This is a genomic window from Leptospira saintgironsiae (assembly GCF_002811765.1).
Classification (GTDB): Bacteria; Spirochaetota; Leptospiria; order Leptospirales; family Leptospiraceae; genus Leptospira_B; species Leptospira_B saintgironsiae.
The window spans coordinates 1-14093 of the sequence record NZ_NPDR01000013.1; the positions used below are offsets into that span (position 1 = coordinate 1).

At 39.2% G+C, this 14093-nt stretch carries 11 protein-coding genes; 4 read left to right on the top strand and 7 right to left on the bottom strand.

Annotated elements, in window-relative coordinates; all coding sequences use genetic code 11:
* Window positions 1-180: 180 nt before the first annotated feature.
* Together CH362_RS18105 and CH362_RS18110 are read left to right on the top strand one after the other, a co-directional pair.
* The gene (locus tag CH362_RS18105) at window positions 181-660 is read left to right on the top strand and encodes a DUF4405 domain-containing protein (protein WP_100711723.1); all 480 of its coding nucleotides are present in this window, start codon (window positions 181-183) and stop codon (window positions 658-660) included.
* Between the two features lie 8 nt (window positions 661-668).
* Window positions 669-2000 carry an amidohydrolase family protein gene (locus tag CH362_RS18110; protein WP_100711755.1) on the top strand — a complete coding sequence of 444 codons (1332 nt, stop codon included), beginning with the start codon at window positions 669-671 and terminating at the stop codon, window positions 1998-2000.
* Between the two features lie 13 nt (window positions 2001-2013).
* Here CH362_RS18110 and CH362_RS18115 read toward each other — a convergent pair whose 3' ends face one another.
* The 3 genes from CH362_RS18115 to CH362_RS18125 are packed head-to-tail and all read right to left on the bottom strand — an operon-like array spanning window position 2014 to window position 7185.
* Window positions 2014-3606, bottom strand: coding sequence for a hypothetical protein (locus tag CH362_RS18115; RefSeq protein WP_100711724.1), 1593 nt, complete (start codon window positions 3604-3606; stop codon window positions 2014-2016).
* The gene (locus CH362_RS18120; RefSeq protein WP_100711725.1) at window positions 3596-6280 is read right to left on the bottom strand and encodes a transglycosylase domain-containing protein; all 2685 of its coding nucleotides are present in this window, start codon (window positions 6278-6280) and stop codon (window positions 3596-3598) included. Before CH362_RS18120 ends, CH362_RS18115 begins: the two co-directional genes overlap by 11 nt.
* 47 nt (window positions 6281-6327) lie before the next feature.
* Window positions 6328-7185: a ChaN family lipoprotein gene (locus CH362_RS18125; RefSeq protein WP_100711726.1), complete on the bottom strand. Its 858-nt coding sequence runs from the start codon at window positions 7183-7185 to the stop codon at window positions 6328-6330.
* A gap of 121 nt (window positions 7186-7306) precedes the next feature.
* On the opposite strand from CH362_RS18125, the gene CH362_RS18130 reads away from it, so the two are divergent.
* Window positions 7307-8005 carry a dienelactone hydrolase family protein gene (locus tag CH362_RS18130; protein ID WP_100711727.1) on the top strand — a complete coding sequence of 233 codons (699 nt, stop codon included), beginning with the start codon at window positions 7307-7309 and terminating at the stop codon, window positions 8003-8005.
* Window positions 8006-8069: 64 nt separating this feature from the next.
* Here the strand turns inward: CH362_RS18130 and CH362_RS18135 are convergent, their stop codons facing one another.
* The 4 genes from CH362_RS18135 to CH362_RS18150 form a co-directional block, all read right to left on the bottom strand.
* The gene (locus tag CH362_RS18135) at window positions 8070-8615 is read right to left on the bottom strand and encodes a glutathione peroxidase (RefSeq protein ID WP_100711756.1); all 546 of its coding nucleotides are present in this window, start codon (window positions 8613-8615) and stop codon (window positions 8070-8072) included.
* Window positions 8616-8705: 90 nt separating this feature from the next.
* Entirely contained in the window at window positions 8706-11006 is a 2301-nt protein-coding gene (locus CH362_RS18140; protein WP_100711728.1) for a neutral/alkaline non-lysosomal ceramidase N-terminal domain-containing protein, read from the bottom strand.
* A 201-nt stretch (window positions 11007-11207) separates the two neighbouring features.
* Complete coding sequence (locus CH362_RS18145; protein ID WP_100711729.1) at window positions 11208-11639, bottom strand: YiiD C-terminal domain-containing protein; 432 nt, start codon at window positions 11637-11639, stop codon at window positions 11208-11210.
* Between the two features lie 96 nt (window positions 11640-11735).
* The gene (locus CH362_RS18150; RefSeq protein WP_244280644.1) at window positions 11736-13943 is read right to left on the bottom strand and encodes a sigma 54-interacting transcriptional regulator; all 2208 of its coding nucleotides are present in this window, start codon (window positions 13941-13943) and stop codon (window positions 11736-11738) included.
* On the opposite strand from CH362_RS18150, the gene CH362_RS19445 reads away from it, so the two are divergent.
* On the top strand, window positions 13918-14061 hold the full coding sequence (locus tag CH362_RS19445; RefSeq protein ID WP_244280645.1) for a hypothetical protein: 144 nt from the start codon (window positions 13918-13920) through the stop codon (window positions 14059-14061). The genes CH362_RS18150 and CH362_RS19445 overlap by 26 nt on opposite strands.
* The last annotated feature ends 32 nt before the right edge of the window (window positions 14062-14093 follow it).

Consider the following 14093-nt stretch of genomic DNA (forward strand, 5'->3'; position numbering starts at 1 on the left):
TTCCTCATAACCTTACTGAACATTCTCAAATTAGTACGCGACAGCGATCGCAGCGGAAATCCGGCAATGCACCATTTATGGTGCTTTGCTGATTGGAGCGTAGAGCGCGGCCGTCGCCCAATCCTTTTCGTGGAACCTCCATACTAACCAAGGTCTCATGAAGAACAAGAGAGCTTACCTATGAAACTCAAAAAAGAATTCGTTACACCTTATTTAGTTTTTATATTCCTTATCGTCGGGGCCACAGGTGTCTTGATGTTCTTTCATCTCTTGGATGATTATACAAAAGTTGTTCATGAGTTTTTGGGTATATGTTTTGTTTTGTTTGCGATCTTTCATATACGAATGAATTGGAGCAGCATCAAAAATTACGCAAAGAAGAAACAACTTCTTCTTCCGAGTATTGCAATCCTTATCATTTCAATCGCGTTTATCGTTGGTGGAAAAATGCATGGGAATCTAGAGCATGATATTTTGGAGAAAGTATTAAGATCTCCTGTTTCAGATTCTTTTAAATTGCTGAACGGAGACTATCAGCAAGCCGAAGAAATTCTAAAAAAGAATAATGTAATCATAGATGATCCTTCTAAGTCTTTAGAAGAGATCAGTATCCAAAATAAAAAGTCTCCAGAAGAAATTGTAGAATTGATTTTGAAGTGATCAGAGATATGAACTGGAATAGCTGGATTAAAACTTATAAAAAGCCAAAGCACTACGTTCTAAAAACATTTACAGTCGCTGTAATAATAATAGCCGCTGCTTGCTTTTTGATTGAATGCAAAAAATCTGCCATCTCTGAAGACCAAACAATCGCGATCATCAATGCAAATATCTTTGATGGAGAAAATCTGATTAAAGATCGCACGTTGGTAATTAAGGGGAATCGTATTCATTCAATCGGCGGAGAAATTCCAGCAGGTGCGAGGATTGTAGATGCTGAAGGTAGCATGTTAATGCCGGGTCTGATGGATTCTCATGTTCATACGGATATAGATGGTTTACATGATGCACTTTTGTTCGGAGTGACTACAGAATTAGAGATGACCGGTCAATGGATGTTTTGGGAACGTTGGCAGCTTGCAAATCGAAATGATATTGCGGACATGCGTTCTGCAGGTATGGGAATCACTCCTCCTGGTGGACATCCAACTCAATACATGCAATTAAGTAGTAACTGGTTCTTAAAAACATTTTATCGTTATCCATTTGTTTCTACTCCGGAAGAAGCAATTAAGTTCGTGGATAAACAAGTAGAAGGAGGTTCCGACTTCATTAAGATCATTATAGAAGACGGAGACACAGTCGGAACACCAGGACTTCCTGTAATTGATGATGCTACTCTAATTGCTTCCGTGAAAGCTTCTCATCGTCGCGGAAAGATGGCAATCGCTCATGTTACTTCTATTGCAGGAGGGCGAAGAGCAATTTCTGCAGGAGTAGATGGACTTGCTCATATGTTCTTTGATGAGAAACCTGATAACGATCTGATTGCTGAGATTCGATCTTCTGGCGCTTTTATAGTACCAACATTAACTACACTCTCTACAGCATTCGGAAATAGTCCTCGCACATTAGTCTCAGATAAACGTGTTAGTTCCAAACTGAGCAAAGAATGGTTAGAAGCTCTTTCCAAAAGTATGAATGTTTATCCTAAGGGGAAATTAGAAGATTCTTTCGAAAGTGTAATGGCTCTTCATAAATCTGGCGTGGATATATTAGCAGGAAGTGATGTATCAGAGCCTATCGCAGATCTTGGAGGACTTGCTCATGGTGCAAGCCTTCATCATGAATTACAATTATTGGTAGAGGCAGGATTCAAACCTATAGAAGCATTACGTGCTGCAACTTCTGTCCCTGCGAGAAGGTTTAGCCTAAACGATCGTGGTAGGATTTTTCCAGGTGCCAGGGCTGACTTACTATTGATTGATGGAAATCCACTTCAGAATATTTCAGAGACTTTATCTATTCGAAATGTTTGGCGCGCCGGTATTCAGCAGTAAGTCGGAGTAATTCTTAGTTCTTACTCCAAACCACATAAGAAGGTTTTACTGAAACCACAAAGTATTTGTCCTTGATTCGTATCTCTGCGTAAGCTCGATTTAGAATTTTACGATATACTATAAATTCCAGATTCCAAGGACCCGGCTCAGAAGAAGGACCCAAAACTTTTGGTTGCGTGGACTCCGCGTTCGATTCGGATTCCGATCCGTTTTTCCAGATCCATTTTACGGAAAGTGGAAGATAAGCAGGATCAGCAAATGCAAAACTTGCCTCTTCCTCTTCTTCTGCTACTATAGAAAGTAATGTTTCCAAACTTCCTGGAGAAACTTCTTTGCAGAATTGAGGTTGTATAGAAGGAGTTCCGAAGAATGGCCTACGTATTACCTTACATAAATATTTTGCTCTGTCTGGAACTACAAGATCCGCTTCTTTATCTCGAGCATCCCAGAAAGGAAATTTATTTCTGCTCTCTGGAGGAATAAGTTTATTCAGAATGTCTGCTGATTCTGAATCTTCTTCAGAGTCGTCGTCTTTATCAGAAGTTTTAGAACCGACTTGTTTTACGAACAGATCGATTGCTTCTCTGCCACCGCCTTCGAGCGCATAAGCAAATACCGGGTCTGGATTTTCCCTCATTAGGATTTTGAGAGCAGGTAAATAGGTTTGGATCCAGTCCCAATTGCCTGACTGACAGATCTTCTTCATTAATATTTCGGATTCATCACCTGCATTGAATGAATCTCCTATCATAGCACAGGCTTCTTTTTTTCTGTCCATGATCAGTAGATTTTTTGCAGTTTCCCATTTTCCTCTTTTGGAAGAAGCATAAGTACCGCTTGTCAAAAAATATCTGGTACTGGATTCAAATTTTCCGCTATGTCTGAGAAACTTTGCATATAAAAATAAAAGGTCTGATTTGGATTCATTGCTTAAGTCTTTGAATCTTCCAGAAAGGAATACTCTTTTGTATGGAGTTCCTTTTCCAGACTGTATAGAAGATCCCACCCAAAGTGGAAGTGCCTCATCTTTTGTAAGAACATCTTTGGAGAATAGATAAAAGAATATATTATCCCATCCTTCAAAATCTCTTTGTTTCATTTTGAGTGAATAACAAAGACGGATCAATGAATGATTTTCTTTTTTGGATAATACTCTATAAGGATCTGGAGGTGTTGGTTGGATCAGCTCTCCTGTTTCTGGATGAACTGTTGGCTCAGGTGGGATCCAAACTGGAGTTTCCTTAGAACAAGAATTTATAACAGCTAATAATGAGAATGGTGTAACGCCCAATCCATCTGAAAGTGTCTTTACTAAAGAAGACCATTCTCCTTTTTTATTTTTTAAACTTCCAGCTCTGGTTTGGTATTGGATGGCAGGAAGATATTTATTAAATTTTTCGTATAAAAAGTAAAGCCTGGAAGATGCAGTTTTTTTAAAGTCTCCTGTGCCTGAAGATCGAACTACTTCCTCGTATAATGGGATTGCAAATACAGGAGAAAGTTTCTCCAACTCGTAAGCTTCTTCATAAGAAACCGCAAAGCTCAAACTAGGAAAAAGTGAAAATGCCAGAAAGAAAAGAACCGCATTCTTTCTTTTAGAAAACATTCTTCAAAAGCTCCTGTTTTGCGTCCGACTTATGGGTCAGAGGACAGGTTTCCGCAGGAAGATGAGAAGGATGGAATAATTCACCGATCTTTTTAGGACAATCAGGCCCAGGAAGTTTTCCAGATTCAGGACAGATCTCCATAGTCACAGCTCTTTGGGAGTATGAGTATTTTCTTCTTTCTTCCTTATCTCCAGATTCTGCAGAATCAAATAGTTTAGCGATTGTTCCCCATAAAGGAGCCGCAATTGTTCCGCCTAACGCAGAATTTCCCATTCCAAATCCTGGAGAATCATAACCTAACCAAACTGCCATGGAAATCCCAGGTCTAACTCCTACGAACCAAGCATCTCTATGTTCGTTTGTAGTCCCTGTTTTTCCAGCGACTTCTCCCCTATAGCCTGTGTTTCTAACACCTGCATGATTTGCACTTCCATGTAGTAGATCCACCATGATCTCAGCAGTAGGTGGCGTGATCGCCTTTCTGGTCTGAGGCCATTTCAAATTAAATTCGTCCTGGTCCTTTCTTTGGTAGACTACGTTACCCGCTCTATCTACTACTTTTTCGATCAAATGAGGTCGTACTATATTTCCGTCATTTGCAAATGCAGAATATGCAGAAGCCATTTCTAAAGGAGAAAGTTCTAAGGAACCTAATGCCAAAGAAAGATCTCGTCTGAATCTACTTTTTAGGACTTTCTCTTCCGGAAAGAAAAATCTTTCGAATGCTGTAGAGATCTCGCCTAATCCTAGTTTCTCGGCGATCTGGACCGCTGCTGTGTTTTTGGATTTTGCAAGCGCAACTCTAAGAGAAATATCTCCGTCGTATTGGTTTCCTATATTCTCAGGCATCCAATTCGAAACTGAGTTTTTATATATCAAAGGTGCATCTAAGATATGTGTAGCAGGATTTGCAATCCCAGAATCAATCGCTTCTGAATACAGGATCGGTTTGATCGTAGATCCTGTTTGTCTAAACATCCCTGTCGCTCTCGGAAATTGGTTATCCGATTTGAATTCTGTTCCCCCATGTAAAAGAAGAACATCTCCAGTTTGAGGATCCACTGCTACTACTGCAGCCTGAAGTCCACTATCTCCTCCAGTTACAAATCGATCCGTATCTATGAATAATTCCAATGCAGGAGAAAGATCCGCGACTAAATTTCGGAAAGGAGTTACATCCGCATTTTTACCGTTCTCTGTGAGACGGTTTCGTCTAACCTGTCCACTTTTTAGAAGATTTTCCACATGTGTTTTGACCACCTTCTGCAATTCAGCCTGAACTGGTTGAGAAATTGTGGTATAAACTGAAAATCCTCCGCTTTCATAAATATTCGTATCAGGATACATTGTTTGGAGAAATTTTCGGACATGTTCAGTCACATAAGGAGAATCATCCTTACGATTTCCGTAAACTGTCTCTCCAGGAGAGCGAGTATTGAATGTTTGGTAGATGTCCTGGATCGCGGGTCTAAGATCTTCTTTTAATGCACCATCATTTTCGAGAGATCGGAGGATCGCCTCTACCCTCCCAGAAGATAGATCAGGATTTTTTAATGGAGAAAAACGATTAGGAGCAGATGCCAAAGAAGCAAGAACGATCATCTCTGATACATTTAAATCTTTCGGCTTTTTCCCAAAATAAAACTCAGAAGCACTTGCAAACCCGAAGGCGCCATGACCCAAATACACATTATTCATATAATGTAATAGGATCTTTTCTTTATCTAAAGAGGATTCAAGTGCATAGGCTAATTGGGCTTCTTTCAACTTTCTGCCCAAACTTTTTTCACGATCGTTCAGAAGGATACGAGCCAACTGTTGAGTGATTGTAGAAGCGCCTTGTTTAAATCTAAAACTGATTATATTTACAAAAAATGCACGCAACACAGAAGAATAATGAATTCCACCATGTGAGAAAAAGCTACGGTCCTCTACAAGAAGTACCATTCTTTTTAAATTTTCAGGATAAGCTTCCCACTCTAAGTTACTGGTTTTTTTACCGAAAATTTCGGAAACTTTTCTCCCGTCTCTATCATAAATGACAGTCGGTTGATGAATATAAAAAATACTTAATAGACCAGGGACTTCTGCTTCTCTTTGAATAACTCCCATCCAGAAAAAGATCAGGAAGACTAATGCTAAAGGTAATGGGATCAGAACGAGCCAGATATTCGGGCGGAATTTAGGAAATTGGAATCTTCTTCCCTTTTCTAATAATCTTTCCGACAAAGTTTTTATCGGGCGATGAAAAGCAGTGGGAGACGACTCAGTTTCAGTTCTTACCTTTTGGAACCAAGGACGATCTTCAGAAGTATTTTTAGACCGGGACTCTTTCCAATTCTCCCATTTAGATTGAATACCTTCTAGAAAGTTTGCGATTGGAGATTCTTTAGGGACTTCTTTTTTAACAGGACGAATAACAGGTCTTTCTCTTTCCTGATATGTTGGAGTTCCAACAGGTAGTGCCGGCATCTCCTCTTTGGGAGATGGTTTTTCTTCTATAGTTTCAATGGGAGAAGATACGTATTTGACTAATGCCTTCTGGCCACAACGATAACAAGTGAGCTTAAAAACAGTGCCGGTAGGAACTCCTTCAGGCAGCCTGGAAATGGTTCCGCAAGAAAGGCATTCAAACTTGGATTCTGTAAGAGTGCGGACCTTAGTTTCCAACATCTCTATTAATGTCGGAGAGATCCGCTAACCCTACAAGCAAGAAAGTGTTACGGCACCGGTTTTCTTTCGGTGATTACCAGGAAATCTGCCAATTTCCAATCTTCTTCTTGAAAACTTTTGCCTTCTTCTGATGGAAAAATACTGACCGTCAAAACATTCAGTCCCATCTGTTTCAGCCTATATGTCAGCCCTAAACTTCGATCAGAATGAAATCTTCCGTTCACATGTATAATCTTTCTCTTTAATAAAAAGTACGCCTCAGCAATTGAGTCCGCCATAGAAGCATCCCAAACATATTGTGCATCTATAAACTTTTGTTTATCTGGAGAAAATCCCGTAGGAGAATGTTCTGCGATCATTGCAGACAAAAGTTCTTCGTATTCCTTTTGCCTGAATAAATTATAAGTATATCTAGGTGGAAGAAAAGGAGATCTGATCTTATATAAAGAATCTAATCCTTGGTGAGATACAAGGTTTACATATTTTCTGGGAGCGTTAGCCGCAAGCACAGGAAGATTTTTTTCTTTTGCAAAAGAAACCATTGGATGATAATCCGTTTGGTAATTCGGCCAAAATTTTCCAGAGTTCAAAAAACCTCTTTCGGTAATCTCTCCCTTACAATATTCATCCACTGATCTTTGCTGATCCTTCTCCAACATCTCCAAGGAAAGAAGTGTAGAATATGTCGAGGCAATTTTTTTGAAAGCCTCCAATTTCCAAGCATGCCCCACCTTATCATTATGTTCTTCTCCGAAAATAATAACATCTGCATCTTTCGCCTTTTCTATGATAGACGAAAGGTCTACCTTGGATTTACTTTTTGAATCGTAAACTTCAGGATTAAAAGTTTGTGAGAATAGGAAAGATGGGAAAAGAAGAAGGAAGCAAAAAATACGAACCAGCATGAAACTTAGTTTGGAAATCAAAAGAAAAAAGAAAAGAACTTAAATAAGTATAGAAGCTTGTAAATCGATCGACAAGGATCCGAATCAACAGATCATTCTACCTGCTTTTGAAGAGGTGAAAATGAATACGGAAACTATTATTATCAAAACCGCTCATGGTGAAATGCAAACTTTTGTGGCTTATCCGGATTCTTTTCCTTCTCCCTGTATTTTAGTATTACAAGAAGCTTTTGGAGTAAACGATCATATCAAAGATATTGCAGTTCGATTTACCAAAGAAGGTTATCTTGCTGTTGCTCCGGAACTTTATTATAGAACTGCTCCTCCAGGATTTGCCGGAAGTTACGAAGACTTCATGGCATTAAAGCCTCATTTCAGTCAATTGACTCCTGAAAATTTACAATCGGATCTAAATGCAGTTTTAGATTGGATCAAAACAAATCCCAAAAGTATTCCAGATAGAATTGCAAGTATTGGTTATTGTTTGGGTGGATGGGTTTCCTTTTTCGCAAACTCACTTTATACTTTCAAGGCAGCAATTTCGTATTACGGATCCAGAATAGTCCAAACTTCGGAAGAATATTCTCCCAAACAAAACGCACCTTTACTTTTGGTTTGGGCGGGAAAGGATAGAAGTGTAAAACAAACTCATATAGCCGCGATCTCAGAATTACTAAAAAGTTCGGGGAAAAATTACGTGGAGTTAGTCTTTTCAGAAGCAGAGCATGGGTTCTTCTGCGATGCGAGAGCGGCGTATCATAAAACTTCTGCCGCTCAGGCCTGGGCGATCACATTAGCTTTTTTGAAAGAACATTTGTAGGAACTCCTACATTATTCAAACTGTAATGTTGGAACTCCAACATCGCACATAAAAATAAAATTTACTACTTCAGTACCTTCTCAATTTGATCTGTGACTTCTTTACTGTCCGGTTCAGTTCCAGAACGAAATCTCGCCACAATCTTACCCGCAGGAGAGATCAGAAATTTTTCGAAATTCCATTTTACATCGCCTGGATCCGGAGAAGAAGAAGTTAAATAAGTATAAAGAGGATGCTGATCTTCTCCCTTGACTGAGATCTTGGACATCATATCGAAGGTTGCACCTTTTTTCACTCTGCAGAATTGTTCTATCTCTGCATCACTACCAGGTTCTTGGGAGAGAAAATTATTCGCAGGAAAACCTACGATCTCGAAACCCTTCTCTTTATATTTTTTATATACCTTTTCCAAGTTTTCATATTGGTAGGTATACCCACATTTAGAAGCAACGTTTACTATAAGTAGAGTTTTGCCTTTATATTTAGAAAGTGTAACATCCTTTCCTTTGATATCCTTTACTGTAAAATCATACACAGCCTTAGGAGCTGCAAATAAAGAAGAGGAAACAATCAATAAGGAAAGAAAGATCAAAACAGATTTGAGAGCCATAGTGGAATCATATACGAATCCCGGAAACAGGTCCATCCGTTTCCGGGATATTCTTTAGGTCTTAAACCGGTTTTTTAAGAGAAGATCGTTTTATTGCAAAACGAACTCTTTGGAAGTCCCAGTGAATTTTTTGTAAGTCCAGAAAATTCCCCAGAACTGTTTTGCCAAACCATTGTATACAACTCTGTAAGTTCCAGCCTGTTGATTGCGGATCAACCAAGTGATCGTAACTTCGGATGTAGCTGAAAGATCTCCGCCAGTTCTCGCCCAATCATAAGCCGTATACGGATTATTATCGTTTGCAACAGTAGTCCAAGAACTTCCGTTCTTTTTCTGAATTTCCAAATATGTATAAGTATTCGGATCATAATAAGAAGAAAGAGATCCATCCAGTTTTTTATCCTGAACCACTCTTGGATGTGAACCTTGGAATTTAACTGTAACAGTATCTTTAACCCTATTATAGGAAGAATTCGAATCAGTCAGAACTTTTCCGAAATCTCCTCCATCATTCACTACGCCGTTTTGGGATAACCCAGTTTGTATAAACTGTTGGTTCGAAAGATCAGGAGGATTTGGTCCAGCTGCAGTAGAACGATTCGCAACTATATCCTTTGCTATCCGATCAAACTCTTGGATCAATGCTGCATTCGCCCAAGGGCCGTAAGCAGTAAAACCACCTTCGAAGTTCTGAGCGGAATATTCTTCACGAGTAGTCAGATACTGAGCATAAGCATTCGCCATTGCGCCTACAACTACGTTGGAGATCCCCGCCGGAGCAAGAGTTGTAGTTAACTTTGCTTTCAATCTTCTTCCTGCATTCGTAGTTACTTCGAAAGGAGAAGCCACAATCGCAGTGTTACCTATCGTGATCACTTGTAATGGAAGAACCACTGGAACAAAAGGCACCTGAGGATTCGGAAACCAGAAACTATCCACTTCTCCCACAGGAAGAAGAGTGAATTTTTCTTTATCACATGCCTCATACTTTGTAGAACTCAATGCCAATTGAGCAAGAGGCCAGAGATATCCTAAAATCTGAGCAGCTCCACTTAAGTTGGTCAAAGAATAATTCTTTTTAACCCAGGCTCCATTCTCGAATACGAAATCATTTCGGATCTCACCTTCTTTTGCAAATTCTACAGGAGCACCTTCTTCATCTCCTGCCAAAAATCCACCACCGATCGTGGCCACACAGGTTGTATTTCCAGTTCCTGTATCCCAAGGCATGGAGAAGGTCCCGATATAGGAAGGATCTACGGCAACTTTATTATTCCAAACCACATGAGAATGTCTATAACCAATGTTCCCAGTAAGTGTAGTAGTAGCCGCATTATATAATTCTAATGCTCGGCTTCCTTGTTTAGTTCCATGAACAATAGGATTTTCCAAAGCATCTAAACTTGGATCTATATCATTCGGTCTTAAGAAAGGTTTTGTTATATCAGTCGGATCAGGAGTATTCGGACTCACATCTCCCATAGGTCCCTGAGGGAATGCAGCCACAAAGCTTCCACCAAATGTGCTTTCCGCCAAATAGGAAGCGTAACCCTTATTATCTCCGTGAGCCCTACGATTTGTAATTCCTAGAGAAGTTCCGTGAACCGCAAACCAGTTCAATAACCCGATTGGAGAACCGTCAGTTCCTTCAAAACGAAGTAAACTCATAGTCTCATTTATATTCGAAGAATAATTTGCTTTGTCTAAGTTCCAAGCGTAAGCAGCAGAAGATCTGTTATTTGCAAAATTAGAAAGATTTCCAGCAGCAAATTTGATCCTTGCTTCTCTCCTATTATTATAAGCAGCCTTGATAGAATCAGCGATACCATTCACCACGATATTATAGTGAACCTTATCAAAACCGATCACTCCATTGAATAAGTTGAATAATGTGTACCAAGAAATATTAGAAGGAGCGGAATGTGTATGGGTCGCAAACAAAAGAACGTTATCATTGTTAAACGCAGATCCATAACCGTCGGCCTGTAATTTTTTAACGACGCCCATCTTTACGCTTTGGTACATATGGATCATATCGTTGGTAACAATTGCGACTCTCGCCCCGCCCGGACGTTCAATCACGAATGTTCTGGAATAAAGCCTCATAGCCAAGCCTGACATCTGGTCACCTGGACTATTATATCCTGTGCTTGATTGCACAAAAGGTCCGGTGATATCAGCCTTTGCCGCGCCTACCAAAAATACATCCGCAGGAGTAGATGTAGGTAAAGCGAGACTATTTAGAATAGGATTAGAGCTAGATTCTTTTACTCCATTAGAAGAAACGGCCAGTTCTAATAATTTATCGTCGTCTGACTTCTGATCACAACCGGTAAGGATGAATATCAGAGCCAATGCCAAGGTTAAAATTTTCGTTTGTTTGTTTTTCATTTCCCTTGCCTCCACAGTTCACAAAGTGGGTTAACCGAAATTTAAGGAAGGTCAAACGATTTTTAAAAAAGATGTAAGTAAGCGCGTACGTTCGAAAAAAACATTATAAGTTTTTAATTTATTTCGAACGTAGCAGCATCACTCATTAGAGAATTTTATAATTAAAATATAAGTGATCGGTACATCGATGTAAGTGGAGTTCTATTTCTTAGCGATAAACCAATCAAAGCTGAAACTTGCTACATTCGCTTGAGTCTCATCAAAAAGTTCCACTCCAACAGTTAGCCCTGCTCTTCCCTTTTTTTCAAGCTGAGCCATGAACGCGGACCATTCCTGTTCATCGATAACTCCTCTGGAGACAACTCTTCCCTGGGCTGGCTTTTTATATTTTACTTCGGACTTACGAACTACAGGAATAATTTCGAAAGGTAGAGAAGCTACTTTAGAAAGTAAATATTCTCCTCCACTTCCTTCTGCGAGAGCAAATAACGCCGCAGCATGGCCTGAGCCTACATGGTTTTTATAGATAGGTTTGTCTTCCATGACTAAGAGAGCATCCTCTCCTTGTTTAGGTCTGGAAAGTTGGATATGTACATTGAATGGTATGGATAAAACGTCGAATTTCTCTGTCATATACCTAGTTAGGAATTTTGTTCGTTTTATATCAAATCGAAAAGAACATAGAATATCGATTTATTCTTAGATTCGTTTGTAAAACGAACTTTTGAGTTATTCCATATCCAGCATTTTCATTTGGTATTGTAATTTTCCTCTGGAAATTTTCAAAAGCCTGGCTGCTTCAGATTTGTTTCCTTTACATTTCTGTAATGCTGTTTCAATCAATCTTCTGGAATACATAGAGACCAAAGGTTCAAACCCTGCTGCATAAGACCCGTTCGCAATCGGAACTTCTCCGATATCTTCTCTGCTGGAATTTTTGAGCTCTAATAACTCAGGAGGAAGGTCCGAAATTTTGATATGGTCCCCTTTTAGATCGGCAAGAGTTCTGATAATACAATTCTCCAATTCTCGTATATTTCCTGACCAAGGAAATTCTAAGAAAAGATCCATAACTTCTTCGCTTATATTGGGTTTATCCAGTTCCATTTGTTTAGAATAATGTTCTACAAATCGATTCGCAAGAAATGGAATGTCTGATCTTCTTTCTCTCAAAGGTGGGATCCCAATCTCGAATACATTGATCCTATAATATAGATCTTCTCTAAAAGTCCCTTTTGCTACCATGGATCTTAGGTTTCTATGAGTAGCGAAGATCGCCCTACATTCTGCCTTAAGTTCGGAGCGGCCACCCACTTGTTTGTATTTACGTTCTTGCAATAATCTTAATATTTTGGGTTGGATCTCGATAGGCATCTCACCCACCTCGTCGAAGAATAAAGTTCCTCCGCTTGCTTCTGCGACAAGACCTGCGTAATCAGATTTTGCATCAGTAAATGCACCTTTTGCGTATCCGAAAATTTGACTTTCCCAAAGATTTGCCGGGACTGCAGCACAGTTGATCGGCACAAATGGACTATCTTTTCCTTTTCCCAATTCATGAAGAAGCCCGGCAATGATCTCTTTTCCGGTGCCTGTTTCGCCTGTAATCAATACAGGTTGTTCTCTTCCTGAAATTCTTTCTACTCGATCCACTACTGCCTGCATACTTCTGGAGGCATATATTAAGGTTTTATTAGATAATACTCTTTCTTGAGGAACAGCATCATAGATGGAATCTCTTTCTAAAATAGTTCTTTCTAGATTAGAAGTGTATTGTTGTAGCTCCTGCCTTGCTTCTCGAATGGAACGAACCATCGCGTTGAATGCTTGTGTTAATAATCCGATCTCATCTTTATTGCGGACCTCAACTTCGACAGAAAGTTCTCCTCCTTCTACCCTATCCAAGCCTTTCAATAGAGCAAATAGTGGATTTAAGATGGAAATCTTCATGAAGAGCAAAAATCCAAAGATCAGTACGCATAATACTACAAAAAGTCGGATCGCCCAATCCAAAACATATCCGTGGACAAAACTCCTGTATGAAGAATATTCCAGACCCATCTCGGTATTAGTTACAAAATTCTGATATACTATGACTGGTTTTCCGGAAGAAGTTAAAATGAAAGAGCGAATCCCAAGAACTGCAGCGCTCAAATCCGATTTAGAAGTATTCTCCCCAATTTTAGAGAGAAAAACAGAATCTTTAGGAGGAGATATTAGTTTCGCATTTTGTAATACATTAGTTTGAATACTATCATATTCATTTTCTATCGCCTTACTCAATCCACCAGACATTACCTGAGTCACCGATAGCGCCATTGCCAGAACTATCGTTAAGATCCTAACAGTGAGAGAAGTTCTATGTCCGCCGTAACTTACGAAAAATATATGGAATACAAAAAATCCTGAAATAACAGAGATCGCTAATGCATTCACAAATACTTCTGCACTTACTTGCCCTAATCTGAACAAAGTAAGATAGATTGTAGGTATCAAAAAATTTAAGAAGAAGGAGCCTAAAATCCCAGCAAGAGCGATCCTTTTCTGGTCTTTATTCTTTAAGATTTGAACTATCGCAATCCCGATCACACTCAAAACAAAAAACAAAGAAAAGATCGCGACTACTCTTCCAGGAAAAGTAGCAGTTAGATCCCAGTATTGTCCGTTAAATCTAAAAGTTTTAACTGCATCTTTTGTTTCCAATACAAACCAGAGAGAAATACATGCAGCAATCCCCAGTTGGATCTTAAAAAGATAAGCTGAAACTTTAGGAAAAAGTACGGATGGAAACTTTAGAAAAAATCTTTGGAAAAAAACTGCAGCGAATAACGCAGCAGAAACAGTGATCCATCTATGTAATGCGCCTCTCGGATCTGTTTCGATGGAAGCATAAACACATGCAGAATATAAGATGACCAAACATAAAAAAGAGAGCATTAACTCTCTGATCCCTGAGATCTTATTTTTTACACTCAGACAATACACTACTCCTAAAATACATAGCAGTACTGCGATTAAAAAGGAAAGGGTCAGAAATTGGAGATACATGAAATAAAAGCGGAGTTTAAAAAGACCATTCCGAAACGG